Consider the following 26,524-nt stretch of genomic DNA (forward strand, 5'->3'; position numbering starts at 1 on the left):
CCTCGCCATGAGCGTGACCCTTGCCACTCCGACGATCAAATCCGGCGCCGCGCGTGCGGTGATCCATCCGCGGTGGGTGCGCATCACACACTGGATCAACGCGATTGCGATGGTCGTGATGATCATGTCGGGCTGGCAGATTTACAACGCGGCCCCCCTGTTTTCATTCGTCATCCCGCGCGAAATCACGCTCGGCGGCTGGCTCGCCGGCGCGCTGCTCTGGCACTTCGCGGCGATGTGGCTGCTGGTGATCAACGGAATCGTCTATGTGACGCTCGGCATTCTGACCGGACGTTTCCGCCGCAAGTTCTTTCCGCTCAGCGCAGGCGCTGTTTTTGCTGACATGACGGCGGCGCTGACGTTTCGCCTCTCGCACGACGATCTTTCCATCTACAACGCCGTGCAGAAGTTGCTCTATCTCGGCGTCATCGCTGCCGGCTTCGTTGTCGTGCTGTCGGGCCTCGCGATCTGGAAGCCGGTGCAATTGCAGACCTTGACCGCGATCTTCGGCGGCTATGACGCGGCGCGCTATGTCCATTTCGCTGCGATGGCGGCCATTGTCGGATTTCTTGTCGTGCATGTGCTGCTGGCGCTGCTCGTGCCGAAGAGTCTGCGCGGCATGATCAAGGGCCGCTGAGGAGGCGAAGATGAAACGCCACGGACTCATTCCCGGTGTCGACGCAAGACTCCTGATCAGGGAGGCGGCGAAGCTCCGCCCCGATCTCGCGCGGCGCGCGTTCCTGCGCGGCATGGCCAGTCTCGGCACACTGACATTTCTCACGGGCTGCGACATCGTGGATGGTTTCTCTGCGGAAAAGGTGTTGCGCAAGATTTCCGAATTCAACGATGCGGCGCAGGCCGCCTTGTTCGATGCCAATCAGCTCGCGCCGGAATATCCCGACAGCGCGATCACCCGGCCGTTTCCGTTCAACGCCTATTACCCGGAAGAGGATGCACCCGAGGTCGATGCAGAGGGTTTCAAGCTGGAGGTCGGCGGTCTGGTCGACAGCGAGACGTCATGGACGCTCGATGAGCTTTATGCGCTGCCGCAGGAGAGACAGATCACGCGGCATATCTGCGTCGAAGGCTGGAGCGCGATCGGAAGCTGGACCGGCGTTCGCTTGAGCGAATACCTGCGGCGCGTCGGCGCCGACACCCGCGCGAGATATGTCTGGTTCCAGTGCGCCGAGGGTTATTCCACCACCATTGACATGGCGACGGCCTTGCATCCGCAGACGCAACTGTCGTTCAAGTTCGACAACGACATCCTGCCGCGCCGCTACGGCTTTCCGATGAAATGCCGGATGCCGACCAAGCTCGGCTTCAAGAATCCCAAACACGTCGTCGCCATCCATGTCACCAACGATGACCGCGGCGGCTATTGGGAGAACCAGGGCTATAACTGGCATAGCGGGCTGTAGCCGCTTTCCCCGACAAGGCGTGGATCGCCTTGCCAATCGCGCCGCCGCCCTTTAGCACTCGCCCGGCATTTAACAGAACGAGGCGCGGTGATGGCGACCCAGAAGCTCCTTCTTCTCCCCGGCGACGGCATTGGTCCGGAAGTCATGGCCGAGGTGAAGAAACTGATCAAATTCTTCAACGACAAGGGTTTGGCCCGCTTCGAGACCGAGGAAGGCCTGGTCGGCGGTGCCGCCTATGACGCTCACAAGGTGGCGATCAGCGAAGCCGACATGGACAAGGCCAAGGCCGCCGATGCCGTGATCTTTGGCGCGGTCGGCGGACCGAAATGGGACGGCGTGCCCTATGAGGTGCGCCCGGAAGCCGGGCTTCTCCGTCTGCGCAAGGACCTCGCGCTCTACGCCAATCTGCGTCCCGCGGTGACCTATCCGGCGCTGGCCGAAGCCTCCTCGCTCAAGCGTGAGCTGGTTGAAGGCCTCGACATCATGATCCTGCGCGAGCTCACCGGCGGCGTGTATTTCGGCGAGCCCAAGACCATCACCGATCTCGGCAACGGCCAGAAGCGCGCCATCGACACGCAGGTCTACGACACCTACGAGATCGAGCGCATCGCGCGCGTCGCCTTCGAGCTGGCGCGCAAGCGCCGCAACAAGGTCACCTCGATGGAAAAGAACAACGTGATGAAAAGCGGCGTTCTCTGGAAGGAAGTGGTGACGCAGGTGCACGCGCGCGAATTCAAGGACATTGAGCTTCAGCACATGCTGGCGGATGCCGGCGCGATGCAGCTCGTGCGCAATCCGAAACAGTTCGACGTCATCGTCACCGACAATCTGTTTGGCGACGTCCTGTCGGACGTGGCGGCAATGCTGACCGGATCGCTCGGCATGCTGGCCTCGGCCTCGCTCGGCGAGACCGATCCGAAGACGAAGAAGCGCAAGGCGCTGTATGAGCCGGTGCATGGTTCGGCGCCGGACATTGCCGGCAAGGGTGTCGCCAATCCGATCGCGATGATCGCGTCCTTCGCGATGGCGCTGCGCTATTCGTTTGGCATGATCAGGGAAGCCGACATTGTCGAGCAGGCGATTGCCGCCGCGCTTGCCAACGGCCTGCGCACCGGCGACATCGCGGGCCCCGGCACCAGGACCGTCGGCACTTCGGAAATGGGCGATGCGATTATCGCCGAGATCGAGAAGCTTGCTGCGTAGCTCAAGCGTCATGTCCCGCGAAAGCGGGGCATGCAGTAATTACTGAAGCAACCAATCTGAAAAGCAGTTCGCTGATTGGCCGGCTGGTGATGACTGGATCGTCCGCTTTCCGGACGACCGCCAGGGAAAACAAAACGCGCGGCTCGGGCCGCGCGTTTTGTTTTGTGTTCCATCAATCAGAATAGCGTCACCAACCGTAGCGGTGCGGCACGTCCCAATAATCGTTAAGCGGCCGGCGGTCCCAGCCGAAGCTCGGCCCGAGCACGGTGCTGATGGCCGAGTAACCGGGAGGAATGGCATAGTCCGTGTATTTGCGCTCGCCCGGCAGTACTTCCGTGCCGGCGTCGAGATACGATCGCGGCCGCACCGCGATGCGTGCGCGCGGCGCGGTGCGGACGGTATAAAGCCGATCGCCGGTGTAATATTCCACACGCTGCCTGCGCTGAGCTTCGGCCGGACTCGCCATTGTGGTCGCCATCAGGCCGGCCAGTCCCGCGGCAGCCAAGGCAAACTTCAGAATGCGCATGAAATCCTGTCCTCGCTAATTCCTTCGATTCAAACGCACAATATGCACTTTTGGTTCAGCCCGCCAATAACTTCCGCGTTTGGTGCCGGGGGTTCCGGCCCGCGGAAGCGCGAATCTGTTGCAGATTGACCACGCCCGCCAACGCATTAGGATTATTGAATACGTCGCGCGGAGGCGCGGCCAAAACTCATAAAGCGCAGCATGGTGATGCTGTGCACAGGGAGAGTGGGCAATGTCCAAGATCGAGCGGACAGTTGAGGAGCTTTATGCGGACGATCCCGAGCGGGCGGATGCGGTGGTCTTTGGCCGCGGAACGGGCGTCCATCGCCGCGGTTTTCTGGGGGGCGCCAGCCTTGCCGCGATGGGCGCGGCGGTGGGTGGCGCGATACCATTCGGAAGTAACATGCCCAACGGACTGATCCCGGCAGCCTTTGCGCAAGACAAGCCGGCATCTTCCGCCGCAGCCAAGGGACCGCAACCGCTCAACTTCCCCGGCAAGGACTCCAGGCTTGTCGTGCTGGGCGACCGGCCGCTGGTCGCGGAGACGCCGGCCGAGTTGCTTGACGATCCGATCACGCCGATCGGGAAATTCTACATCCGCAACAACGGTCAAATTCCGGAGGAAGCCAAGGATCCGGAAAAATGGGAAATCACCATCGACGGTGAAGTGAACAAGCCGCTGAAGATCACGCTTGGCGAACTGAAGGCGAAATACAAGCCGCAGACCCTGCGCTTCGTTCTGGAATGCGGCGGCAACGGACGCTCCGGATTCTCGCCGCCGGCGCGCGGCAATCAATGGACCAATGGCGGCGCCGGTTGCGCGGAATGGACAGGTGTCCGACTGGCCGATGTTCTGAAAACTGCGGGCGTGAAACCATCGGGCATCTACACCGCGCATTTTGGCGCCGATGTGCATCTGTCCGGCGACGCGACGAAGCAGCCGGTCTCCCGCGGCGTTCGCATCGCCAAGGCCATGGACCCCAACAGCATGATCGTCTGGGGCATGAACGGCCAGCCGCTGCCGAATATCCATGGCGGACCGGTGCGCCTGATCTATCCTGGCTGGGCCGGATCGGCATCGCAGAAATGGCTGACGCGCATCTGGATTCGCGACAAGGAGCATGACGGTCCCGGCATGACCGGCTTCTCCTATCGCACGCCGATCAAGCCGATGGTCCCCGGCGACAAGGGCGACCCGAAAAATTTCAAGATTCTCGAATCGATGCCGGTGCGCTCGATCATCACCAATCCTGCCAACGGTACGAAACTCGCGGCCGGCACGCGCAAGCTTGAATTGCGCGGCGCCGCCTGGGCCGGCGACAATTCCGTGCGTTCGGTGGAAGTCTCCACCGACTACGGATCGAGCTGGAAGACCACGAAACTCGGCGATCCGCGCAATCGCTATGACTGGCAGCGCTGGACCGGCAGCGTCAATTTCCCGACCGACGGCTATTACGAAATCTGGGTGCGCGCCACCGATTCACGCGGCAACCGGCAGCCGCACATCACCGGCAACTGGAATCCGCAGGGCTATGGCGGCAATGCCATGCACCGGATCGCGGTGCTTGTCGGCTGATCATGAAGGGATCGCCGCGTATCTCAGGGGCCGCCGCGCGCGTTGCGCGGCGGTTGTGTTTTGCCGTCACCGCAATGATCCTCGCCAGCGGTCTTGCATTTGCACAAACACCGCAGGGCTTCAATCCGAGCGAGGAGACGCCGGAAGAATTTCCGGCGGGTCCCGGCCGCGAACGGACATTTTATACATGCGTCGCCTGTCACAATTTCAAGCTGGTCGCCGCACAGGGGATGAGCCGCCGGCAATGGGAGGAGTCGCTCGAGCTGATGGTCCAGCGACACGGGATGCCTCCGCTCGACGACGCGGACCGCAAGGTGGTGCTCGACTATCTGGAAAAAACCTATCCGCCGCGCGCGCCTGCGGCCGGCGGTGGCTGGCAGAATCCGTTTTTGAAGCGGTAGGCCTCACCACACCGTCATGCCCGCGCACTCCGGCCCGGCCGAAGGCCGCCTGAGTTTAGACTTGTCGCGGGCGTCCACGTCTTTCTTGCTTCGACATCGTCACGACGTGGATGGCCGGACAAGCCCGGCCATGACGAGTCAGCCATTCAATGCCGGGGAAATTGCGCTATCGCATCAGCCGACCGCGCAAGGTCGTCGCCAGCGGCTTCACCGGTTCGATCGAGCGTCGCGGCGTCGCATGCAGGATCGGATCGCGCTGTCCGCAGAAATTGCGCTTGAGCTCGGCTTGGGCGAAAAGTTTCGCGATATCGGGGTCGCTGCCGGCCGACATCAGCGTCAGGCGATCGATCGCGCAGGCCATCGCCGAGCGGTCAACGAGGGCGTCGCTGTTGCAGGACAGGCCGGAAATCTGCATGCGCGGTTCGTCGAAGGTGCGCACGAAACCGACGCAATGCCCGGCGCCCGACCGGCCAATATTGAAATCCACCGTTGCGACCGGACCGAATTTGGTGTCGATCGGCAGCGACTGTCGCATCCGCGCCGTTGTTGCATATCCCGCTGCACGCAATTCTATTTCTGCGATGGGTGTTGAGAAGCCGTCGAGCTCGCTGCCCGGACGATAGATCTCAACCAGGAAATGCCGAGCGGATTGGCCAGGCTCGCCCCAGCTCATGGTGTCCTTGCGGCCGCCGCCCTCGCTGTGCCGACGGATCGTATATTTTTGCTCGTCCGTCGTGTCCGGCAGGTTGAGGTGAAATGCCGGAAAAGGCTTGCCGACAGTGATCCATTCCTGACGCGCCACAGGTTCGACCGCAGCGACGACCGGCGCGGACTGAAACAGCTCGGCGGCGACAAATGACAGCACCGCGATGCCGCAGACATAGGCGAGAAACCTGACAAAAAGTCCGCGCCAGGATTGCGCCATTGCGTCGAGCAGCGGATTGGACGGCACAGGCGGCCGGCGCCGGAACTCGATCGACCGGAATGCCGCCGCGAAAGCGGCGGCGGATCTGCCGATCGCGACCAGGCCCGCAAAGGCCATGCGGCTCAGGGGCGCGCCGGCGCTGGCGAGCGCAGAGAGCCAGGCCGCGATCGCGCTGGCCATCGGCCGCGCGGCCTGGGTGGCCTCCTGCAGGTGTCCCTGCTGAATATCGACCTGCGATCGGGCCCGGACCTGAGCCGGATTCTCCGGCGCGGGGGCGGGCGGCAGGGACGGGGGAACCCGACGGCGCCCGAACGGCCGGGGGTGAACGGCGAGCAACGCGGCCTCCACAACAGCTTCCTGTCAGCTTTCTCGGCCGGCCCGTTCTAGGCCGGCGTTGTAATTGCCGCATTTCTCGCTTAGAAGCCGCTGCGTTCCGGTTTCCGACAGCTCGGTCCCGGTACGATTTTCCGGCGGAGAGTCAAGAATGGGTTACAAAGTCGCGGTTGTCGGTGCCACGGGCAATGTGGGCCGCGAGATGCTCGAAATTCTGGCCGAACGGCGTTTTCCCGCCGACGAGGTGGTCGCGCTGGCGTCGCGGCGCTCGCAGGGCGTGGATGTCTCCTATGGTGAAAAAACGCTGAAGGTCAAAGCGCTCGAGCATTACGACTTCTCCGATGTCGACATCTGCCTGATGTCGGCGGGCGGCGCGGTGTCGAAGGAATGGTCGCCAAAGATCGCGGCGCAGGGCGCGGTGGTGATCGATAATTCGTCGCAATGGCGCATGGACCCGGACGTGCCGCTGGTGGTGCCGGAAGTGAATGCAGCGGCGGTTGCCGATTTCCGCAAGAAAGGAATCATCGCCAATCCGAATTGCTCGACCGCGCAGCTCGTTGTCGTGCTCAAGCCGCTGCACGACAAGGCGAAGATCAAGCGTGTCGTGGTCTCGACCTATCAATCGGTGTCGGGCGCCGGCAAGGACGCGATGGACGAACTCGACCGCCAGACAAAGGCGATCTATTCGCTCGGCGAGATCGAGATGAAGAAGTTTCCGAAGCGCATCGCCTTCAACGTCATTCCGCAAATCGACGTCTTCATGGACGACGGCTCCACCAAGGAAGAGTGGAAGATGGTGGCCGAGACCAAGAAGATTCTCGATCCCAAGATTAAGTTGAACGCCACTTGCGTGCGCGTGCCGGTCTTCATCGGCCATTCGGAAGCGGTGAATATCGAGTTTGAGAATCCGATTTCGACCGACGAAGCCTATGAAGCGCTGCGCGGTGCGCCGGGTGTTCTGGTTGTCGACAAGCGCGAGCCGGGCGGTTACGCGACGCCCTATGAAGCGGCGGGCGAGGACGCGACCTATGTCAGCCGCGTGCGCGAAGACCCGACCGTTGAGAACGGTCTCGTGCTGTGGTGTGTGTCAGACAACCTGCGCAAGGGCGCGGCGCTGAATGCGATCCAGATCGCGGAAGCGCTGATCAACCGCAAGCTGATCGAAGCGAAGAAGAAGGCGGCGTAGTTTCCTCTCCCCGCAGGCGGGGAGTGGTGAAAACCTCAAAACCTCGGCTCCGCAAACACCTGCGCATGTTCCTCCTGCGCGACGTGGCGGAATTCGCCGCTGTCTTCGTCGAACACCGACAGCGCGCCGGTGCCGACGCCAAAATACGCGGCGTGCAATTGCAGCTTGCCGCGCTCGACCAGGATCTTCACGCAGGGGAAGGTCATCAGATTGTCGAGCGTCTTGACGACTGAGGCTTTCTCAAGCCGCGCAAGATATTCGGCCATCGGCTGATCGCCGCGCGGGCCGACCGCCTTGGCGGCGGGCGCGATCAGCGACATCCAATGACCGATGAAATCGCCCGGCGACAGCGGTGCCGCTTCTTCCGCGAAAGCGCGGATGCCGCCGCATTGCGCATGCCCCAGCACCACGATGTGCTTCACCTTCAGCGCCTGCACGGCGAATTCAAGCGCGGCGGAGACGGCGCGCTGCGCGCCGTCCGGTGTGTAGGGCGGCACGAGGTTGCCGACATTGCGGATCACGAACAATTCGCCAGGGCGGGCATCGAAAATGACCTCCGGCGAAACGCGGGAATCGCAGCAGCCGATCACCAGGATCTCCGGCGATTGCCCGCTTTCTGCGAGTTCGCGGAAACGGTTCTGCTCCTCCGGCAGCCGGCGAGCCAGGAACGCGCTGTAACCTTCGAGCAGCCTTTGCGGAAATGCCATCACCCCGGACTCTTGCTTGACGCCGCGCGCCCGGATTAATCACGCCCAGATCGCCATCGGCAAGCCGCAAGAATCGCGCGGCGGCGGATCGGGAAAGGATTGCGCGGAACCTGCATGAATCCGCCGTGCAACGGCCGCGCAGGCGAGCGCGTCCAGGAGGTCGTCCGGGCCGGCGCCCTCCGGCGGCGCCCCGGCGATGATGGAGACCGGCAGCCCGGCGGAGGCCAGCAGGTTGCGCCGCAGGGCCAGGCCGGGCTCGTAACATCTGCTCTTGATCTTCTTCGGCTCGTGCAAGGGCCGTTCCCCGTTCAGCCGCCAGAACGCGACTTCCGGATGCACCTCGAAGACGCGCCGTGCGAGAGCGGCGTCCGCACGCAAGTTCTCATCCACCTCCCGAATTTTCGACGCGATGTTGAAGAGCTGCTTGGCGACACTCTTTGGCGGGTCGGACGTGGTGAGCGCAACCTGGCGCGCCTCGTCATAATCTTTTGTGTAGACGGCGGAACGCGACGGCACGGAAAACACCGAGGATTGCCGCTGGCCGAGCAGTGGCCGCACCGCATTTTCCGCCGCGCGCCCGCCCGGGCCGGCACGGTCCGGCAGCCCGATCGGGATGTCGACGGCGATGATGGCGGACGCCTCGGGCAATCCGGCGACATCGGCGAAACGGGCAAAGGTGCGAATGCGCACTTCATTGCCGTCAGGCCGGATGAAAACGGCAATCCAGCCGGCCGGACAACCGTCAACACCTGCAAGCCAGACATTCATTGTGTGTCATGCTCCGCGAAAGCGGGGCATCCAGTAACCGAGAGCAGTGCAATTTGCATATCGGCATTCCCAATTGGAACCTTTGTGTATACTGGATCGTCCGCTTGCTCTTTCGCTAAAGCTTCGGAGGGCTGCTGTCATACCCGTCGATATATTGACGAAGACGGCGCGCGGGCGATGACAAGTGTTGTATCGAGGAGTGATCATGACCATTCGTCCGCGCCGTTCCGTTCTCTATATGCCGGGCTCGAATGCCCGTGCCATCGAGAAGGCGCGCACGCTGCCGGCTGATGGCGTCATCCTCGACCTCGAAGATGCTGTAGCGCCCGACGCCAAGGAGACCGCGCGCAAGCAGGTGGCGGAGGCAGTGAAAGCGGGCGGCTTCGGGGCGCGCGAGATCTTCATCCGCGTCAATGCCATCGATACGCCCTGGCATGCCGAGGATCTTAACGCGGCAGCGCATGCGGCGCCGGACGGCATTTTGGTGCCGAAGATTTCCAATCCGGGTCAGCTCGAAATGCTCGGCCAGCGTCTGCTCGACATGGGAACCGACCACAGGACGCGGCTCTTGGCGATGATCGAGACGCCGATCGCCATTTTCAACATCCAGTCGATCGCGGCCTGCGCCAAGGATTCCGAAACGCGACTGTCGGGCTTCGTGCTCGGCACCAATGATCTCGCCAAGGAGACCGGCACCCGTCTTGTCCCCGGCCGCTGGACCATGCTGCCCTGGCTCACCACGTGCGTGCTCGCCGCGCGCGCCTACGGCATTTCCATCCTCGATGGCGTCTACAACAATCTCAGCGACGCGGAAGGCTTCGCCGAGGAATGTGCGCAGGCGCGCGACCTGGGCATGGATGGGAAGACGCTGATCCATCCCAACCAGATCGGACCGTGCAACGAAGCTTTCTCTCCCGGCGCGGAGGAAGTGGCGCAGGCGAAGAAGATCATCGCCGCCTTCGATCAGCCCGAGAATAAGGACAAGGGCGTGGTGCAGCTCGAGGGCCGTATGGTCGAGCGCATGCATGCCGACATCGCGCGGCGGACGGTGGCGATTGCGGACGCGATCGCGGCGCGGCAATGATTTCTCTTTACCTCCCCTTGCAGGGGAGGGAGAACAGCCTTCGTGCGTTGCCAGCTAATGGGAAGCAACCGCCATGTCCCTCGAATTCTATCTCACCTATGTCGCCGCCTGTATCGTTATCGTCATTGTGCCGGGTCCGACAGTGACGCTGATCGTCGCCAATTCCCTGCGCTATGGGACGAGCGCCGGACTTCTCAACGTCGCCGGTACCCAACTCGGCATTGGCGTCATGATGCTGATTGTCGCGGCGGGACTGGCGTCGCTGATGGCCACCATGAGCATCTGGTTCGATTGGGTGCGGCTCGCCGGCGCGGCTTATCTGGTATGGCTTGGGATCAAGATGTTCACTGTATCGGGTTCATTGCAGGCCGCGGGCAAAACCGAGCGGCCGCGTGGCGGTTTCCTCCTGCAAGGTTTCCTCGTGCTGATGAGCAACCCGAAGGTGCTGCTGCTGTTCGGGGCCTTCATCCCGCAATTCGTGGATCCCAAAGGTGACTATGTCGGACAGGTGATCTTGCTCGGCGTCACCGCGATGGTGACGGCGGCGATTTTCGACAGTATTTACGCGCTATTGGCGGGCCGTGCCGGGCAAGCTCTGTCGCAATCGCGGGTGCGATTGGTCTCGAGGGTAAGCGGCATGTTCCTGATCGGCGGCGGCATCTGGATGGCGCTGGCGCGTAGCCGCTAGCGGAGGGGGCCGGTGAACCCGGCAGTCACTGCGGCGTTATTTCTCCCGAGAACAGGAGGACGCCGCCATGCCCGATATCCGCGAGAATAGCGGCATCGTGACCCAGATCACGACCGTCAAACTGCCTCCCGGCAATCAGGACGAAGTGCTGCGACTGATGGCCGAGCGCGCTCGGTTCATGTCGTCGCAACCGGGCTTCGTTTCAATCAGCCTGCACCGCAGCCAGGACGGCAGCCATGTCGTGAATTATGTTCAATGGGAAAGCGCCGAGGAACTGACGGCCGCCCATCACGCGCCCGAATTTCGCAAGAAGTGGCCGCATTTCGGCAAGCTGGCGGACGAAATTGAGCCGTCTCTGTACGATGTGGTGCACGTCGAGGCCGCGAGTCCGCGAACCTGATTCATTCCGGCAAGGTATAGACGAAGACCGGACCACGCCGGTAGCCGGCGTGCAGGCAAATGAAGCGGACTTGCTTCGGCCCGCTGCCGGCCTCGTAGATCGCTTTGCCGTGATAGATAGTCGACACAAATTGCTGGCCGACCTGATCGACAAATTTGTCGTCAACGACGCTTGACCGGTCGATCAGAAAGCGGCGAAAGGACGGGTTCTGCTTGCGGAATTGCAGCGCGCCGAAACGCTCGCATTGTCGCAGCCCGTCGAACTTGGTGCGCTGTGCCGACGCTGCCGACGGCAGGATCAGCGAGACCGCCAGTGTCGTGAAAAGGGCAGCTTTCACGGACGCGCCCGCTTACAGCCAGGGCCGTTCGGCTTGCGCCTTGCTTTCGAAAGTGTCGATCTTGTCCTTCTTCACCATCGTCAGCCCGATATCGTCGAGGCCGTTGAGCAGACAATGCTTGCGGAAAGGATCGACGTCGAACTTGATAACGCCGCCGTCAGGGCCGCGGATTTCCTGCTTCTCGAGATCGATCGTCAACGTGGCGTTGGCGCCGCGTTCGGCGTCCTCGAACAGTTTTTCCAGCTCTTCCGGGGTGACGCGGATCGGCAGGATGCCGTTCTTGAAGCTGTTGTTGTAGAAGATGTCGCCGAACGAGGTCGAGATCACGCAGCGGATGCCGAAATCGAGCAGCGCCCAGGGCGCGTGCTCGCGCGAGGAGCCGCAGCCGAAATTGTCGCCGGCGACCAGAATCTTGGCATTGCGATAGGCCGGCTTGTTGAGCACGAAATCCGGGTTCTCGCTGCCGTCGTCCTTATAGCGCTGCTCCGAGAAAAGGCCTTTGCCGAGACCGGTGCGCTTGATGGTCTTCAGATATTGCTTGGGGATGATCATGTCGGTGTCGACATTGACCATTTTGAGCGGCGCGGCGACGCCTTCCAGCACGGTAAACTTGTCCATCGCTAAGGTCCTTTGCGCCGTCAGGCGCCTGCCTTCCTCTAGGCGGGCGGGCCGCCGCCGGTCAAGGTGGCAAGCGGCTGAATCTATAGCCCAAATGGCTGCCCTGCGGGCGGCGCGCGGGTGTGTCAGGTGAGCGCGTTCAGACCGGCCTGGGCGATTACTTCGTCCTCATGTGATTGCACGCCGGAGACGCCGATCGCGCCGACGCACTCGCCCTGATAGATGATGGGCAGCCCGCCCTGGATCTGCAGCACGCCCGGAAAGTTCAGGAAACCCGGCCGCTCCTTGATCCGCTCCTCCCAGAATTTGCTCGGCCGCCGGCTGATGGCGGAGGTGCGGGCCTTGCCGACGGCGACTTCCGCCGTGGTCGAGGCCGCCCCGTCCATCCGCTCCAGATAAAGGGGAATGCCGGCGTCATCGACGATGGCGATGGTGACGTTCCATTTGTTCTTCTCGGCTTTCGCTTTGCACGCGGCGGCCATTTTCAGAACGTCGGACGATGTCAGGCACGGTTTGGTTCGCATGGGTCCCCCTTTTCAATATGACAGTGGCTTCATTCGACGCTGGCTTCGATCGCCTCCATATCGTCGTCGGACAAGCCGAAATGATGCCCGATCTCATGCACCAGCACATGCGTGATGATGCTGCCCAGGGTTTCCTCGTGCTCGGCCCAGTAATCCAGGATCGGCCGGCGATAGAGCCAGATCATGTTCGGCATGCGCGAGGGATCCGAGGTCGACTGGAATGGCAGGCCGATGCCCTGAAACAACCCGAGAATGTCGAACTCGCTCTGCAGCCGCATCTCCCGCACCACGTCGTCGCCCGGAAAATCGTCGACCTGGATCACGACGTCGCGGCACAACGCGCGGAAGGTCTCCGGCAGGCGCTGAAAGGCTTCTTCCGCGATGGCTTCCATCTCGGCGAGCGAGACCGCCTTGACCGAGCGCCAGGCGAGGGCATTTGTCAGAACGTCATTGCTCATGGAACAGGTTTCACCTGACATAGATCCAGAACAGATACAGGCAGATCAATATCACGGCGATCAGACTCAGGCCGCGGCCGATGCGGGCGCCCCACATTTCGACGGGATCGTCAGTCTGCGCAGCGCGGGGCGCAAACCAGCGCGCGAAAAATCCGCCAAGCGCGTCGCGCTCATGCCGCAATGCCTCAAGCGTGCGCCGGGCTTCTTGTTCGGAATCGCGTCGGCGATCGGTCATGCCGCCAACATAGGGCGGGACCGGCGGTGCCGCTATCGGGTTGACCTGACCGGTGCGATGGGGGAGCTTGGCGGCGACGAATGGAGCGGGACGCGCATGCGCATCTTCTGGGCAAGCCTTGCGGCGGTTGTGGCGTGCAGCGCCCTTGCGCCGGCCTTCGCGCGCGATGCCGGTCTGCGCGCACCGACTGAATTTTCCGCCCAGGAGCGGCAGCGTCCCCGCATTCGCGTGCAGCCGCAGCCGCCGGCCTGGGCCTATCCGCGGCCCGACGATTATTCCTGGCCGGCGCCTGGCCCGGCCTACCGGCAATGCGAGGACTGGTACCTGACCGAATACCGCCCCAGCGGCACGGTCATAACGCCGCAGATGCGCTGCCGCTGGGTGCGCGGTTACCCGTAAGCCCTTCTTTTATAACGGCGCTCGATATGCCCGCTGGGAGCCGAGCGGTGCGATAGACGCGTTTTGGCGCGGGCGCTTTTTATAACTGCGAAGAAGTGGCAGCGGCACTATCGGCGTTTTGGCGCGTTGATCGTGGCGGAGGCGGTGGTCGAGCCTTGGAGAATGCCGATGACAAAACTATTTGCAGCTCTCTCGGTTCTTGCAGTTCTGATTCTGTTCACTCCATCGCCATCCTCGGCGGCGTCGAGGACGGATGGAGCACGCAATCTCGATCAACATGAATTCAGTTCGCAGCGGCGATATCACCGGCGTCATGTGCGCGTGCGGCACGTATACCGGCCTTGGCGGGGCCATTGGGGGCCGCGCTGGGGTTGGCGTCGGGCTTATTGGGGGCCGGCCTATGGATATTACCGGCCTTGGCGACCCTATTACCGGCCATGGGGCTGGGGTTATCGGCCATGGGGCTGGGGTTATCGGCCGTGGGGCTGGGGTTACCGGTCCTATGCTTGGGGAAGGCCATGGGGTTGGGGTTATCGACCCGGCGTCACCGTCAGCTTCGGATTCGGCCGTGGTGGCTGGTGGTAGCTTGAAAACTTGAAAATATGAAAAGGCCCGCGGCTTGGCGGGCCTTTTTCTTAAAATCTTGGAAAAATGACGCGGTCGCTATTTCCACTCGCGCACGTCGACGAAGTGGCCGGCGATCGCCGCCGCCGCCGCCATCGCCGGCGAGACAAGATGTGTGCGGCCGCGATAGCCCTGACGGCCTTCGAAGTTGCGGTTCGAGGTCGAGGCGCAGCGTTCGCCCGGCTTGAGCTTGTCCGGGTTCATCGCGAGACACATCGAGCAGCCCGGCTCGCGCCAATCGAAGCCGGCCTTGATGAAGATCTTGTGCAGGCCTTCGGCTTCCGCCTGCTCCTTCACCAGCCCCGAGCCTGGAACGATCATCGCATTCACGTTCGCATTGACGGTGTGGCCGTTCACCACGCGCGCGACTTCACGCAAATCCTCGATACGCGCATTGGTGCACGATCCGATGAACACGCGGTCAAGCTTGATATCGGTGATCTTCGTGCCCGGCGTCAGGCCGATATAGTCCAGTGCGCGCTTCTTCGAGGCGCGCTTGGTCTCGTCGGCGATGTCATCCGGATTGGGCACGACACCGGTGATCGACACGACGTCTTCCGGCGACGTGCCCCAGGTGACCAGCGGCGGCAGTTTCGCGGCATCGAGCCTGATCTCATGATCGAAATGCGCGCCATCGTCGGAATGCAGCGTGTCCCAATGGCGGCGCGCCGCATCCCATGCATCGCCTTTCGGTGCTTTCGGACGATCCTTCAGATACGCATAGGTCTTCTCATCCGGCGCGACCATGCCGGCGCGGGCGCCGCCCTCGATCGACATGTTGCAGATCGTCATCCGGCCTTCCATCGAGATGGAGCGGATCGCTTCGCCGGCATATTCCAGCGCATAGCCGGTGCCGCCGGCGGTGCCGATCTCGCCGATGATGGCGAGGATGATGTCCTTCGCGGTGACGCCGGCCGGCAGCTTGCCGTCGACGATCGCGCGCATGTTCTTCGATTTCTTCTGCAGCAGCGTTTGCGTCGCCAGCACATGCTCCACTTCAGACGTGCCGATGCCGTAGGCGAGCGCGCCGAACGCGCCATGCGTCGCGGTGTGGCTGTCGCCGCACACGATCGTCGTGCCCGGCAGCGTGAAGCCCTGCTCCGGTCCGATGATGTGGACGATGCCCTGGCGCTTGTCGAACTCGTTGTAATATTCAACGCCGAAATCCTTGGCGTTCTGTGCCAGTACCGCGATCTGCTCGGCGCTTTCCGGATCCGGATTGGGCAATGAGCGATCCGAGGTCGGCACGTTGTGGTCGACGACGGCAAGAGTCTTCTGCGGTGCGCGCAGCTTGCGTCCGGTATTGCGCAGACCCTCGAAGGCCTGCGGCGATGTCACCTCATGCACGAGATGGCGGTCGATATAGAGCAGGCAGGTGCCGTCCTCCTGCTGCTCGACGACGTGGTCGTCCCAGATCTTGTCGTAAAGAGTACGCGGTTTCATGAATCGGTCTCGAATGTATGTCGTTGATCGGACGGGTTGCGGCGCTCCGCGCCGTGCATGGTCAGAGCGGCTCAGAGGCCCGCCTGAATCGCCGCCGTCATCCGCCCGAAGAACCGCCAGGGCAGGCGCGCGTGATCGTCCAGCACGATCAGGTGCGGCGGCGTTGTGTCGGTCTTGGTCCAGCGGAATGTCATGGCTTCTATGTAGCAATTCCAGTCTTGCCGGACAATGAATGTCCGGCATGCGCGAAAGCTTGCCAACGCTCCGTCATTCCGGGGCGCGCCGAAGGCGCGAAGCTGCAATCCAGCCGCATCGATTGCGATTGTATCTCGATTCCAGCTCGCGCCCGATACCCGATGCTCCGGCATGAAAAAGGGGCCGCGAAGGCCCCTCTTTCGCCTGATCCTTGGACGCGAATTTACTTCGCGGCAGTTTTCTTGGCGGGGCCGCCTTCTGCGGCGCCTTCGCCGTGATGCGTCTGCACCTCGGCGATGCGTGCCTTCTTGCCGCGCAGCGAGCGCAGGTAATACAGCTTGGCGCGGCGGACCTTGCCGCGGCGCACGACCTTGATCGAGTCGATCATCGGCGAGTAGAGCGGGAACACACGCTCGACGCCTTCGCCGTAGGAAATTTTGCGCACCGTGAAATTCTCGTTCAGGCCGCCGCCGGAACGCGCGATGCAGACGCCTTCATAGGCCTGCACGCGGCTGCGCTCGCCTTCCTTGACCTTCACGTTGACGAGCACGGTGTCGCCCGGCTCGAAATCCGGAATCTCGCGGCCGGCAGACAGCTTCGCCACCTGTTCCTGTTCGAGTTGCTGAATGAGGTTCATGGCGAAATCTCCATCTGCGCGCGCTCACGGGGCGCCGCGCTCCGTCTGCCAGTGTCAGGATTTGGCGCGGTTCTAATGCAAAGACTCAGGTTTGTCACCTTTTTGGATGGTTTTTCTTGTCCGACGGTTGCCGGGCGTCATAGGCGGCCCAGAGGTCCGGCCGGCGTTCCCGGGTGAGCCGTTCGGCCTCCTCCCGGCGCCATTTGGCGACCTTCCCGTGGTCGCCCGATACCAGAATGTCCGGGATCGGCCGGCCTTCGAAGACGTGGGGCCGGGTATATTGCGGATATTCCAGGAGCCCCCCGGCAAAGCTCTCCTCGGCCCCCGAGGCCTCCTTGCCCATGACCCCCGGAAGCAGGCGGACGCAGGCGTCGAGCACCGCCAGGGCGCCGATTTCTCCGCCGGACAGCACATAGTCGCCGATCGAAACCTCCTCGAGATCGCGGGCCGCGATCAGGCGCTCGTCCACCCCTTCGAAGCGGCCGCAGATGATCACCGCCCCTTGGCCCTGCGCCAGCTCCGCCACCCGGCTTTGGGTCAGCGGCTTGCCGCGCGGGCTCATCAAGAGGCGCGGGCGGCTGTCGGCGGCGCGGGCGTCGATCGCCGCAGCCAGCACATCCGCCTTCATGACCATGCCGGGGCCGCCGCCGGCCGGCGTGTCATCGACGGTGCGATGCGCGCCGATGCCGAAGTCGCGGATGTCCACCGTCTCCAGCGCCCAGGTCTCGTTAGCCAGCGCGCGGCCGGCCAGACTCATGCCGAGCGGGCCAGGAAACATTTCGGGGAAGATGGTGAAGACGGTCGCGCGCCACATGGTCACGATTCCGATGCGGATGCTGTTCGCTCTTCCGCTTCGCTGCCGGTTTCCGTTGGAGGCACGATGATCATGCGGCCGGCTTCGATGTCGATCTCCGGCACCACCGCCTCATTGAACGGAAACATAACAGTCGAGTTGTCCGCGCGGCGCACTTCAATGATATCGCCGGCACCGAAATTCTGCACGGCCACGACGTCGCCGATTTTCGATCCGTCCGCATCGAACGCCGCGAGGCCGATCAGGTCGGCGTGATAGAACGTGTCGTCATCCTCGGTGTCGGGCAGACGATCGCGCTCGATATAGAGTTTCGTGTTGCGTAACGCTTCCGCCGCGTTGCGGTCATTGACGCCGTGCAGCTTGGCGATGAAGCAATCCTTCGCTGCGCGCAGGCTGGAAATTTCCAGACGCCGCGATCCGTCCTCGGTTTCGAGCGCGCCATATTGCGCGACCGCCGACGGATCTTCGGTGAAGGACCACAGGCGCACCTCGCCCTTGAGTCCATGCGCGGCGCCGATTTGCGCCACGCAGACTCGTGTCTCGCGCCCGTCTTTCGGACGCGACGCCATGCGCGATTAGCTCGCCGCCGGCGCAGGGGCGGCAGCGGGACCCTTGGCGGCTTCTTCCGCCATCGCCTTGCGCTGCTTGCGCGGAATCGCCTTCTCCGGATTGTTGCGCTTCTCGCGCTTCATTACGCCGGCGGCATCGAGGAAACGCAGCACGCGATCAGACGGCTGCGCGCCCTTGGCGATCCAGCTTTTCATCTTGTCCAGGTCGAGCTTCAGGCGCTCGGCATTGTCCTTCGGCAGCAGCGGATTGAAGAAGCCGAGCCGCTCGATGAAGCGGCCGTCGCGCGGCGCGCGCGAGTCCGCGGCGACGATGTGATAGAACGGGCGCTTCTTGGTCCCGGCGCGGGCCATGCGGATGACGACAGGCATTTTCAGTTTCCTTTCTTGATGAATTTGTCCGGAATCACGGTGTTGGTGGTGCAGGTCATTTCTTCTTGCCCAGGCCGGGCAAGCCTGGCAGGCCGCCCAGTCCCGGCATTTTCCCGCCCGGAAGCCCGGGGAAATTTGGCGGCAGGCTTGAAGGCATGCCCGGCATGGTCGGCGGCAAGCCGCCGCCGGCGCCCTTCATCTGCTCGGCCATCTTCGCCATCTCTTCCGCCGACGGCATGCCGCCGCCGAAGCCCATGGCATTGGCGATTTGCGCCATCGGGCCGCGCTTCGCGCCGCCCATCGCCTTCATCATGTCGGCCATGGTGCGGTGCATTTTCAGCAGCTTGTTGATTTGTTCCGGTGTTGTGCCGGAGCCGGCGGCGATGCGTTTCTTGCGGCTCGCTTTCAGGATGTCGGGATTGCGCCGCTCCTGCGGTGTCATCGAATCGATGATCGCGCATTGCCGCTTCAGGAGCGAGTCGTCGAGATTGGCGTTCGCCATCTGCGCCTTCATCTTGGCGACACCCGGAATCATGCCCATCAGCCCGGACATGCCGCCGAGCTTCTGCATCTGCGTCAGCTGCTCTCGCAGATCGCTGAGATCGAAGGCGCCCTTGCGCATACGCTCGGCTGCGCGCTGCATCTTCTCGGCGTCGAGATTCTGCGCCGCCTTCTCGACCAGCGAGACGATGTCGCCCATGCCGAGGATGCGGCCGGCGATACGCGCGGGATCGAAGGTCTCGAGCGCATCCATCTTCTCGCCGGTGCCGATCAGCTTGATCGGCTTGCCGGTGACGGCACGCATGGACAGGGCGGCGCCGCCGCGGCCGTCGCCGTCAACGCGCGTCAGCACGATGCCGGTCAGCCCCACGCGTTCGTCGAACGCGCGCGCGAGATTGACCGCGTCCTGGCCGGTGAGGCTGTCGGCGACCAGCAGCACTTCGTGTGGCTTGGCGGCAGTCTTCACCTCCGCCGCTTCCGCCATCATCGCTTCGTCCAGCGTGATGCGGCCGGCGGTGTCGAGCAGGACCACGTCAAAGCCGCCGAGGCGGCCGGCTTCGAGCGCGCGGCGCGCGATCTGCGTTGGTGTCTGGCCTTCGACGATCGGCAGGGTGTCGATCGCGACCTGCTTGCCGAGCACGGCGAGCTGCTCCATCGCCGCCGGGCGGCGCGTGTCGAGCGAGGCCATCAACGCCTTCTTGTTGTTCAGAGTCGCGAGTCGTTTGGCGAGCTTGGCGGTGGTCGTGGTTTTGCCGGAGCCCTGCAGGCCGACCATCATGATCGCAACCGGCGGAGGCGCATTGAGATCGACCGCCTGCGCGTCTGAGCCGAGCGTGGCGATCAGTTCATCATGGACGATCTTCACCACCATCTGGCCCGGCGTGACCGACTTGATCACTTCGGCGCCGACCGCGCGCGTCTTCACGCGCTCGATGAAGGCGCGTGCGACATCGAGCGCGACGTCTGCCTCCAGGAGCGCGCGGCGTACCTCGCGCAAGGCCTCGTCAACGTCTGCAGCCGACAGCGCCCCGCGTCGCGTCAGGCGGTCGAGAATTCCAGATAGCCGTTCCGACAGGTTGTCGAACATGAGGTTATTGGCCTCCTCAGGATGAGGCTTGAAAAACACATCAGCGCCCGAGGGCGCATCGCGCTGTCGGGCGGGGGCCTCCGGCCTCTGGGACCGGTCGGCGGGTGAAGCGTCACATCTCTTGCGAGAGCGGGCGGAAACTAGGGACGCGGCCTGAACACGTCAAGGAAATAAAATAACGAAGCAATACCAGTCTGTTAATTGAGGTATTATTTCACCGGCACCAGGACATTAATGACCAGCTCGCTTTCCGCCGTGGTGCGGGGGTCGGTCACATATTCCTCGATAAACATGTCCTGCGACTCGATGTTCTTCTCGTCGAAGAAATTGGTGATGGCCTCGTAGGTATTCTCCATCGCGTCGTAGGACCCGCGATGCACGAATTTATAAGCCTTGCCGGAGGGCGCCATCCCGACGGCGATGTCGCCCTTGGGCGGATTTTCGGGCGCGGCGGAAAGGGGCACCGCCGCCTGGAAGGTGAAGCCGCTGTCGTCGGCAGAGGTATAGATGATCATCGGCTCGCCCGCCGGCTGCAGGCCTGCCTTTTCCATGAAGGCGTAAACTGTCTTGAGCGCATCGACCAGCGTATCAAAGGCCGAATCCCAGGTGCCGCTTCCTGTCAGGAACACGATCGTCTTTTCCGGCAGCGTGATTTCGACGCCGAATTCGCTCGACGCGCGCGGCGCGGCCGCTGGCGCGTCGGGTCCGGGCCCCTGCGCGAATGTCGTGGCGAGTCCGAGCCCGAGCGTCAGCGCGAGCGCCGCAGCAAGGCCGGCGCGCAGTACGGTCATTCCAATCCCCTTCATCCCCGCTGGCGGCTGACCCGCGTTGTGTAACACGAGACAACGCCGCCTTTGTGCCGGTATTCGGCCAGTGCAGCTGGAAAAGTCGGCGCTGGCCAATCGGCCGCGCTATCCCATATATACTGGCGACTTTGCCGCAGATATTCCGATGAGCGCTCTCGCCAACCACGCTTTTGTGAAGATGAACGGTCTCGGCAACGAGATCGTGGTCGTCGACATGCGCCAGTCACCGCACGCGATCTCAGCCGAGGATGCACGCGCGGCGGCGGCACCTGCGGGCGCTCCCTACGACCAGATGATGGCGCTCTATCCGCCGCGCACGCCCGGCACCGAGTCCTTCGTGCGCATCTACAACAACGATGGGTCGGAGGCCGGCGCCTGCGGCAACGGCATGCGCTGCGTGGCCTCGCTCGTCTTCGCCGAAGGCGACAAGTCCGCGCTGACTTTCGAGACCAAGGCAGGTCTTGTGAATTGCTGGAAGACCGACGATGCGGCGCGCTTCACCGTCGATATGGGCAAGCCGCAATTTGCCTGGAGCGAGATTCCGCTGGCGGAAGAATTCCGCGACACCCGCGCCATCGAATTGCAGATTGGTCCGATCGACAAGCCGGTGCTGCATTCGCCGTCGGTGGTGAACATGGGCAATCCGCACGCCATCTTCTGGGTCGACGATCCTTACGCGCACGATCTCGGCAGGTTCGGACCGCTGCTCGAGAACCATCCGATCTTTCCCGAGCGCGCCAATATCACGCTCGCCGCGATCAAGGCGCGCGACCACATCATCATCCGCACCTGGGAGCGCGGCGCCGGCCTGACCAAGGCTTGCGGCTCGGCCGCCTGCGCCACGGCGGTCGCCGCGGCGCGGCTGAAGCGCGCCGACCGCAAGGTGCGCATCACCCTGCCGGGCGGCGATCTGTTGATCGAATGGCGCGAGAGCGACGATCATGTGCTGATGACCGGTCCGGTCGAGTTTGAATTCGAGGGCAAGTTCGATCCGGCGTTGTTTGCCGCCGTTGCAGGCGCCTAACATGAGCGTCGACGTCGTCACTTTCGGTTGCCGGCTCAACACCTACGAGTCGGAAGTGATCCGGCGCGAGGCGGAAGGCGCCGGGTTCGACGACGCCGTTGTCATCAACACCTGCGCGGTGACCAACGAAGCGGTGCGGCAGGCGCGGCAAGCGATCCGGCGCATGCATCGCGAGCGTCCCGGTGCGCGCATCGTCGTCACCGGCTGTGCCGCGCAGACCGATCCGAAATCCTTTGCGGCCATGCCGGAAGTCGATCGCGTGATCGGCAACGGAGAAAAGTTGGACGCGAAGACCTGGCAGGATGTGCAGGCAAATCTGTCAGGGCCATCCGCCTTCGGTCTCGACGCGGAAGAAAAAATCGTCGTCAACGACATCATGGCGTTGCGTGAGACCGGTCTGCATCTGATCGAGAGCATCGAAGGCCGTGCCAGGGCCACCGTGCAAATCCAGAATGGCTGCGATCATCGCTGCACCTTCTGCATCATCCCGTATGGCCGCGGCAATTCACGTTCGGTGCCGATGGGCGAGATCGTCTCGCAGATCCGCCGGCTCGTCGGCAATGGCTATCGCGAAGTGGTGCTCACCGGCGTCGATATCACGAGCTATGGCAGCAACCTGCCCGGCGCGCCGAAACTCGGCACGCTGGTGAAACAGATTCTGAAGCACGTGTCGGAGCTGGAAAGGCTGCGTCTGTCGTCCATCGATTCCGTCGAGGCCGACGACGACCTGCTCGATGCCATCGGCAACGAAGAACGGCTGATGCCACATCTGCATCTGTCATTGCAGGCCGGCGACGACATGATCCTGAAACGCATGAAGCGCCGGCATTCGCGCGCCGATTCGATTGCGTTCTGCGACGAGGTGCGGCGTCTGCGGCCGGACATGGTGTTCGGCGCCGACATCATCGCCGGCTTCCCGACCGAAACCGAAGACATGTTTGCGCGTTCGCTGGCGCTTGTCGACGACTGCGGCATCACGCATCTGCATGTATTTCCGTTCTCGCCGCGCCCCGGCACGCCGGCGGCGCGCATGCCGCAGGTCCATGGTACCGTTGTGAAGGAGCGCGCACGGCGCCTGCGCGAGAAAGGCGCGGCCGCGTTGCGGCGGCACCTGCAAGGCGAAATCGGCGCGCGGCGTCAGGTGCTGACCGAACTGAACGGCATCGGCCGCACGGCGCAATTCACGCCGGTGCGGTTGCCGCTTGCAGCGGCGCCCGGCCAGATGATGGAATTGTCCATCGCCGCGCATGACGGCCGTCAGCTCATTGCGGCTGCGGCGTGATGGTTATTTTGGGGCGCAGGCGAAAGCCCGCGAACCCGGAATCCAGCCACACACCCAGGGTTCGTCGCTTGATTCCGGTACGCGCCTTGGTGCGCCCTAAATGATCAACGAAAGTGCAGCTTTATTGCCGCCAGATTTTCCGCACATCTGCGGCTAGGATCGTCCGAATGAAAGTAAAGCCCGGCGAAAAATTTTCCGAAACCATCCAGCTCACCCCTGAGGATGCCAGCGCCTTTGCGCTGGCGGCGCGGGATCATAATCCGATTCATCATGATCCGGCCGCCGCGGCGCGCAGCCGCTACCAGCGTCTGACCGCCAGCGGCGCGCAGACGACGGCGCGGCTGATGGCGCTGACCGCGACGCATTTCTCGAAGCTCGGCGACATGGTGGGGCTGGAATTCTCGGTGAAGTTTCACCGCCCGGTCTATGCCGATGACACCATCCTGCTGGAATGGGAAGTGCTGTCGGTGGAGAAATCGCTGTTTCTCGGCGGCGAGATCGTCGATCTGCGCGGCCGCGTGAACAACGGCAACAGCGAGAAGGTCGTCAGTGCGACGGGCCGGGTGCTGGTGATGGAGAAGACGTAGTTTTGCCGGCACCCATTGATATGCCCTCTCCTCGAGGAGAGAGGGCACAGCTACGCGCGCTCTGCCTGCGGCAACCTTCCGATCTCGGTTTCCTTCTCCAACCCATCCCAGCCGCACGCCGTCAGCATCTCGCGCATATGCTGCGGCACCGGCGCAGTCATCGCAATCGCGTCCTTGTTCTTGTAAAGCGGCACCACGATCTCGCGCGCGAGCAGATGCAATCCCGGCCCTCCGGTGCGCGGCGCATGGCCGTAAATGCTGTCACCATAAATCGGCCAGCCCATCGCCGCGCAATGCACGCGCAATTGATGCGTGCGTCCGGTGACCGGTTCGAGCCTGAGCCAGGTGTTGCCGTCGGCGCGCCCCATCACCTTCCATGTCGTGACCGACGGCAATCCGGCCGGGTCGACCTTCATCCACCAGCCGCGCGTTTCGTCGCGGCGCGCCAGCGGCAGTTCGATGCAGCCTTCGTCGACGTCGGGCCCGTTTTCCACCACAGCCCAGTAGGTCTTGCCGATCTTGCCGTTCTTGAACAGCTTGCCGAGTTGGTCCAACGCCTTGCGGTGGCGGCCGAGCACAAGGCAGCCGGAAGTCTCGCGGTCAAGCCGGTGCGCCAGCGCCGGCCGGCGTGGCAGCCCGAAGCGCAAGGCGTCGAAATGGTCCTCCAGACTTTCGCCACCTTTCGGGCCTCGATGCACGGGCAGTCCGGCTGGCTTGTCGATGACCAGCATCAGGCCGTCGCGGTACAGCAGCCGGGAAACCATCTCTTCCGGTGTCATGCGGAAAGGGCTATCACGCCGCAACTACGCCAACCACTCTCGTCATGCCCGGCCTTGTGCCGGGCATCCCGCTTAGGGGACGCGGTGCCCCTCTAAGCGGGATGGCCGAGACAAGCCCGGCCATGGCGAATGAAAGGCAGTAAATGAAAGCAACCGAGTCCGAAAAGAAAAGCTGGTGGCAGCGTCTGACAGGCGGACTGAAGCGCACATCCTCTGCGCTCGGAACCGCCATTTCAGATCTGGTCACCAAGCGAAAGCTTGACGGCGCCATGGTCGAGGAGATCGAGGAGGCGCTGATCCGCGCCGACCTCGGCGTCGCCGCCGCCGCGCGCATCGCCGCCGCAGTAGGCGAAGGCCGTTACGACAAGGATGTCTCGCCGGACGAGGTGAAGGCGATTGTCGCCGCGGAAATCGAAAAGACGCTGGCGCCGCACGCCGCTCCGCTCACAATCGGCCGCGCAAACCCCTTCGTCATTCTCGTCACTGGCGTCAACGGTTCGGGAAAAACCACGACCATCGGCAAGCTGGCGGCGAAATTCGCAGGCGAAGGCAAGAAGGTGATACTGGCCGCGGGCGATACGTTCCGCGCTGCCGCCATCGATCAGCTCAAGATCTGGGGGCAGCGCACCGGCGCGCAGGTGATCGCGCGCGAGCCGGGATCGGACGCGGCGAGCCTGGTCTTCGAGGCAGTGACTGCGGCGAGAAACGAGAAGGCGGATGTCGTGCTGATCGACACCGCCGGCCGCCTGCAGAACAAGACCGAATTGATGAACGAGCTGGAGAAGATCGTTCGCGTGATGAAGAAGGTCGAGCCCGACGCGCCGCATGCGGTGCTGCTGGTGCTCGACGCAACGGTCGGACAGAATGCCCTGTCGCAACTCGAAGCGTTTCAAAAGACCGCGGGGGTCACCGGCCTCGTCATGACCAAGCTTGATGGCACCGCGCGTGGCGGCATCCTGGTGGCGCTGGCGGAAAAATTCCGCATCCCGATCCACTTCATAGGCGTCGGTGAAGGCGTTGACGATCTGCAGTCGTTCGACGCAAAGGATTTCGCGCGCGCGGTGGCGGGGATTGAGGAATGAGGCTTGGTCAAATCTCCATCCGTCATCTTGACGTGCAGCAACCTCTGAAGTCGTTCCCGCGCAAGCGGGAACCCATAAACGCCTTGATAGCAATGTGGCTATGGGTCCCCGCTTTCGCGGGAACAACTCGGAGAAAATTGCAGGCGCTGGCAGAACAGAGAATCTGAATGTCCGAAAAAACCCAGCTCAACCCCTTCGCCAAGCTCGCGCTCGATCTCGGGCCGCTGATCCTGTTCTTCTATGCCAATTCGCGCCCCGGACTGTTTCTGCCGCTGGTCCGGCCATTCTTTCCGGCGATCGCCGCCGACGCCGAGCGCTCCGGCATCTTTGTCGCGACGGCGGTGTTCATGGTCGCGGTCGTGGTGTCGCTGATCGTGTCATACGCACTGATCCGCCGCCTGCCGCTGATGCCGGTGGTGTCGGCGATCATCGTCGTGGTATTCGGCGGGCTGACGCTGTTCCTGCACAACGACACCTTCATCAAGATGAAGCCGACCATCATCTATGTGTTGTTCGGCGCGGTGCTGCTGGGCGGTCTGATTCTGAAGAAGCCGCTGCTGGAGACGGTGTTCGATTCCGTGTTCCATCTGAGCGAAGAGGGCTGGCGCATTCTCACCATCCGCTGGTCGGCGTTCTTCTTCGTGATGGCGATCCTGAACGAGATCGTCTGGCGCATGGCCAGCACCGACACCTGGGTCACGTTCAAGGTGTTCGGCGTGATGCCGCTGACCTTCGTGTTCGCCATGCTGCAATATCCGGTGCTGACCAAATACGCGGTCGAGCCGGAGAAGAAGTAGAGCAGCACTTCCTCGCGCGCGCGATGCCTGTCCGGCGCCAGGATGTCGGGAACATGCGCGCTTCGCTCCGAGGATGGCGCTGAATGTGCACGAGCAACGATGTTCGCGCACGAGGATCGCGAATTCTACGAGCATGACA

Annotated in this window: 33 protein-coding genes; 15 read left to right on the forward strand and 18 right to left on the reverse strand. The window is 63.0% G+C overall.

All coding sequences use genetic code 11. The features are described 5' to 3' along the window. Nucleotides 1-7 precede the first annotated feature (7 nt). The 3 genes from RO009_09565 to leuB all read left to right on the forward strand — a co-directional run bounded on the left by RO009_09565 (nucleotide 8) and on the right by leuB (nucleotide 2,624). On the forward strand, nucleotides 8-637 hold the full coding sequence (locus RO009_09565) for a cytochrome b/b6 domain-containing protein (GenBank protein MDT3685275.1): 630 nt from the start codon (nucleotides 8-10) through the stop codon (nucleotides 635-637). Nucleotides 638-647: 10 nt separating this feature from the next. After that, entirely contained in the window at nucleotides 648-1,421 is a 774-nt protein-coding gene (locus RO009_09570; protein ID MDT3685276.1) for a molybdopterin-dependent oxidoreductase, read from the forward strand. A gap of 90 nt (nucleotides 1,422-1,511) precedes the next feature. Continuing rightward, a complete protein-coding gene (gene leuB / locus RO009_09575) occupies nucleotides 1,512-2,624 on the forward strand; it encodes a 3-isopropylmalate dehydrogenase (GenBank protein ID MDT3685277.1) in 1,113 nt (370 codons plus the stop codon). Nucleotides 2,625-2,811: 187 nt separating this feature from the next. Here the strand turns inward: leuB and RO009_09580 are convergent, their stop codons facing one another. After that, nucleotides 2,812-3,150 carry a hypothetical protein gene (locus tag RO009_09580; protein MDT3685278.1) on the reverse strand — a complete coding sequence of 113 codons (339 nt, stop codon included), beginning with the start codon at nucleotides 3,148-3,150 and terminating at the stop codon, nucleotides 2,812-2,814. Nucleotides 3,151-3,382: 232 nt separating this feature from the next. Between RO009_09580 and RO009_09585 the strand changes: the two genes are divergently transcribed. Together RO009_09585 and RO009_09590 are read left to right on the forward strand one after the other, a co-directional pair. Further along, entirely contained in the window at nucleotides 3,383-4,726 is a 1,344-nt protein-coding gene (locus tag RO009_09585; GenBank protein MDT3685279.1) for a sulfite oxidase, read from the forward strand. A gap of 2 nt (nucleotides 4,727-4,728) precedes the next feature. Then, nucleotides 4,729-5,127, forward strand: coding sequence for a hypothetical protein (locus tag RO009_09590; protein ID MDT3685280.1), 399 nt, complete (start codon nucleotides 4,729-4,731; stop codon nucleotides 5,125-5,127). 166 nt (nucleotides 5,128-5,293) lie between these two features. Here RO009_09590 and RO009_09595 read toward each other — a convergent pair whose 3' ends face one another. Continuing rightward, nucleotides 5,294-6,232, reverse strand: coding sequence for a hypothetical protein (locus tag RO009_09595; GenBank protein MDT3685281.1), 939 nt, complete (start codon nucleotides 6,230-6,232; stop codon nucleotides 5,294-5,296). Between the two features lie 304 nt (nucleotides 6,233-6,536). On the opposite strand from RO009_09595, the gene RO009_09600 reads away from it, so the two are divergent. Further along, a complete protein-coding gene (locus RO009_09600) occupies nucleotides 6,537-7,571 on the forward strand; it encodes an aspartate-semialdehyde dehydrogenase (GenBank protein ID MDT3685282.1) in 1,035 nt (344 codons plus the stop codon). A gap of 35 nt (nucleotides 7,572-7,606) precedes the next feature. Here the strand turns inward: RO009_09600 and RO009_09605 are convergent, their stop codons facing one another. Continuing rightward, complete coding sequence (locus tag RO009_09605; protein ID MDT3685283.1) at nucleotides 7,607-8,278, reverse strand: carbonic anhydrase; 672 nt, start codon at nucleotides 8,276-8,278, stop codon at nucleotides 7,607-7,609. A gap of 39 nt (nucleotides 8,279-8,317) precedes the next feature. Beyond that, nucleotides 8,318-9,046: a DUF429 domain-containing protein gene (locus RO009_09610; GenBank protein ID MDT3685284.1), complete on the reverse strand. Its 729-nt coding sequence runs from the start codon at nucleotides 9,044-9,046 to the stop codon at nucleotides 8,318-8,320. A gap of 205 nt (nucleotides 9,047-9,251) precedes the next feature. Here RO009_09610 and RO009_09615 point away from each other — a divergent pair, with 205 nt between their 5' ends. From RO009_09615 to RO009_09625, 3 genes are all read left to right on the forward strand, one after another. Next, nucleotides 9,252-10,130 (forward strand): CoA ester lyase, encoded by an 879-nt coding sequence (locus RO009_09615; GenBank protein ID MDT3685285.1) that lies wholly within the window; start codon nucleotides 9,252-9,254, stop codon nucleotides 10,128-10,130. A 73-nt stretch (nucleotides 10,131-10,203) separates the two neighbouring features. After that, nucleotides 10,204-10,818 (forward strand): LysE family translocator, encoded by a 615-nt coding sequence (locus RO009_09620; protein ID MDT3685286.1) that lies wholly within the window; start codon nucleotides 10,204-10,206, stop codon nucleotides 10,816-10,818. A gap of 67 nt (nucleotides 10,819-10,885) precedes the next feature. Next, entirely contained in the window at nucleotides 10,886-11,218 is a 333-nt protein-coding gene (locus tag RO009_09625; GenBank protein ID MDT3685287.1) for an antibiotic biosynthesis monooxygenase family protein, read from the forward strand. Between the two features lies 1 nt (nucleotide 11,219). Here RO009_09625 and RO009_09630 read toward each other — a convergent pair whose 3' ends face one another. The 5 genes from RO009_09630 to RO009_09650 form a co-directional block, all read right to left on the reverse strand. Beyond that, the gene (locus RO009_09630) at nucleotides 11,220-11,555 is read right to left on the reverse strand and encodes a hypothetical protein (GenBank protein ID MDT3685288.1); all 336 of its coding nucleotides are present in this window, start codon (nucleotides 11,553-11,555) and stop codon (nucleotides 11,220-11,222) included. Nucleotides 11,556-11,567: 12 nt separating this feature from the next. Next, the gene (leuD, locus tag RO009_09635; protein ID MDT3685289.1) at nucleotides 11,568-12,173 is read right to left on the reverse strand and encodes a 3-isopropylmalate dehydratase small subunit; all 606 of its coding nucleotides are present in this window, start codon (nucleotides 12,171-12,173) and stop codon (nucleotides 11,568-11,570) included. Between the two features lie 125 nt (nucleotides 12,174-12,298). Next, nucleotides 12,299-12,697, reverse strand: a complete 399-nt coding sequence (locus RO009_09640) for a heme-binding protein (GenBank protein ID MDT3685290.1) — start codon at nucleotides 12,695-12,697, stop codon at nucleotides 12,299-12,301. Between the two features lie 29 nt (nucleotides 12,698-12,726). Next, a complete protein-coding gene (locus RO009_09645; protein ID MDT3685291.1) occupies nucleotides 12,727-13,155 on the reverse strand; it encodes a metallopeptidase family protein in 429 nt (142 codons plus the stop codon). A gap of 10 nt (nucleotides 13,156-13,165) precedes the next feature. Then, nucleotides 13,166-13,390: a hypothetical protein gene (locus tag RO009_09650; GenBank protein MDT3685292.1), complete on the reverse strand. Its 225-nt coding sequence runs from the start codon at nucleotides 13,388-13,390 to the stop codon at nucleotides 13,166-13,168. 57 nt (nucleotides 13,391-13,447) lie between these two features. Between RO009_09650 and RO009_09655 the strand changes: the two genes are divergently transcribed. Next, nucleotides 13,448-13,789 carry a hypothetical protein gene (locus RO009_09655; protein ID MDT3685293.1) on the forward strand — a complete coding sequence of 114 codons (342 nt, stop codon included), beginning with the start codon at nucleotides 13,448-13,450 and terminating at the stop codon, nucleotides 13,787-13,789. A 663-nt stretch (nucleotides 13,790-14,452) separates the two neighbouring features. Here RO009_09655 and leuC read toward each other — a convergent pair. From leuC to RO009_09695, 8 genes are all read right to left on the reverse strand, one after another. Further along, the gene (leuC, locus tag RO009_09660) at nucleotides 14,453-15,856 is read right to left on the reverse strand and encodes a 3-isopropylmalate dehydratase large subunit (GenBank protein ID MDT3685294.1); all 1,404 of its coding nucleotides are present in this window, start codon (nucleotides 15,854-15,856) and stop codon (nucleotides 14,453-14,455) included. A gap of 71 nt (nucleotides 15,857-15,927) precedes the next feature. After that, the gene (locus RO009_09665) at nucleotides 15,928-16,050 is read right to left on the reverse strand and encodes a hypothetical protein (protein ID MDT3685295.1); all 123 of its coding nucleotides are present in this window, start codon (nucleotides 16,048-16,050) and stop codon (nucleotides 15,928-15,930) included. Nucleotides 16,051-16,274: 224 nt separating this feature from the next. Then, a complete protein-coding gene (rplS, locus tag RO009_09670; GenBank protein ID MDT3685296.1) occupies nucleotides 16,275-16,688 on the reverse strand; it encodes a 50S ribosomal protein L19 in 414 nt (137 codons plus the stop codon). 94 nt (nucleotides 16,689-16,782) lie between these two features. Then, nucleotides 16,783-17,502 (reverse strand): tRNA (guanosine(37)-N1)-methyltransferase TrmD, encoded by a 720-nt coding sequence (gene trmD, locus RO009_09675; protein MDT3685297.1) that lies wholly within the window; start codon nucleotides 17,500-17,502, stop codon nucleotides 16,783-16,785. A gap of 2 nt (nucleotides 17,503-17,504) precedes the next feature. Beyond that, nucleotides 17,505-18,071: a ribosome maturation factor RimM gene (gene rimM / locus RO009_09680; GenBank protein ID MDT3685298.1), complete on the reverse strand. Its 567-nt coding sequence runs from the start codon at nucleotides 18,069-18,071 to the stop codon at nucleotides 17,505-17,507. 6 nt (nucleotides 18,072-18,077) lie between these two features. Then, nucleotides 18,078-18,440 (reverse strand): 30S ribosomal protein S16, encoded by a 363-nt coding sequence (gene rpsP, locus RO009_09685; GenBank protein ID MDT3685299.1) that lies wholly within the window; start codon nucleotides 18,438-18,440, stop codon nucleotides 18,078-18,080. Nucleotides 18,441-18,495: 55 nt separating this feature from the next. Next, on the reverse strand, nucleotides 18,496-20,028 hold the full coding sequence (gene ffh, locus RO009_09690; GenBank protein ID MDT3685300.1) for a signal recognition particle protein: 1,533 nt from the start codon (nucleotides 20,026-20,028) through the stop codon (nucleotides 18,496-18,498). A 209-nt stretch (nucleotides 20,029-20,237) separates the two neighbouring features. Beyond that, on the reverse strand, nucleotides 20,238-20,819 hold the full coding sequence (locus RO009_09695; protein MDT3685301.1) for a GyrI-like domain-containing protein: 582 nt from the start codon (nucleotides 20,817-20,819) through the stop codon (nucleotides 20,238-20,240). A 160-nt stretch (nucleotides 20,820-20,979) separates the two neighbouring features. Between RO009_09695 and dapF the strand changes: the two genes are divergently transcribed. From dapF to RO009_09710, 3 genes are all read left to right on the forward strand, one after another. Further along, nucleotides 20,980-21,858 carry a diaminopimelate epimerase gene (gene dapF, locus RO009_09700; protein ID MDT3685302.1) on the forward strand — a complete coding sequence of 293 codons (879 nt, stop codon included), beginning with the start codon at nucleotides 20,980-20,982 and terminating at the stop codon, nucleotides 21,856-21,858. Nucleotide 21,859: 1 nt separating this feature from the next. After that, complete coding sequence (gene mtaB, locus RO009_09705) at nucleotides 21,860-23,140, forward strand: tRNA (N(6)-L-threonylcarbamoyladenosine(37)-C(2))-methylthiotransferase MtaB (GenBank protein ID MDT3685303.1); 1,281 nt, start codon at nucleotides 21,860-21,862, stop codon at nucleotides 23,138-23,140. 167 nt (nucleotides 23,141-23,307) lie between these two features. Beyond that, nucleotides 23,308-23,727: a MaoC family dehydratase gene (locus RO009_09710; protein ID MDT3685304.1), complete on the forward strand. Its 420-nt coding sequence runs from the start codon at nucleotides 23,308-23,310 to the stop codon at nucleotides 23,725-23,727. 50 nt (nucleotides 23,728-23,777) lie between these two features. Here the strand turns inward: RO009_09710 and RO009_09715 are convergent, their stop codons facing one another. Continuing rightward, a complete protein-coding gene (locus RO009_09715; protein ID MDT3685305.1) occupies nucleotides 23,778-24,506 on the reverse strand; it encodes an RNA pseudouridine synthase in 729 nt (242 codons plus the stop codon). A gap of 143 nt (nucleotides 24,507-24,649) precedes the next feature. Here RO009_09715 and ftsY point away from each other — a divergent pair, with 143 nt between their 5' ends. Both ftsY and RO009_09725 read left to right on the forward strand, forming a co-directional pair. Next, nucleotides 24,650-25,588 (forward strand): signal recognition particle-docking protein FtsY, encoded by a 939-nt coding sequence (gene ftsY / locus RO009_09720; protein MDT3685306.1) that lies wholly within the window; start codon nucleotides 24,650-24,652, stop codon nucleotides 25,586-25,588. A gap of 167 nt (nucleotides 25,589-25,755) precedes the next feature. Then, nucleotides 25,756-26,385 (forward strand): septation protein A, encoded by a 630-nt coding sequence (locus RO009_09725; protein ID MDT3685307.1) that lies wholly within the window; start codon nucleotides 25,756-25,758, stop codon nucleotides 26,383-26,385. The last annotated feature ends 139 nt before the right edge of the window (nucleotides 26,386-26,524 follow it).

Source organism: Pseudorhodoplanes sp. (genome assembly GCA_032027085.1).
Lineage (GTDB): Bacteria > Pseudomonadota > Alphaproteobacteria > Rhizobiales > Xanthobacteraceae > Pseudorhodoplanes.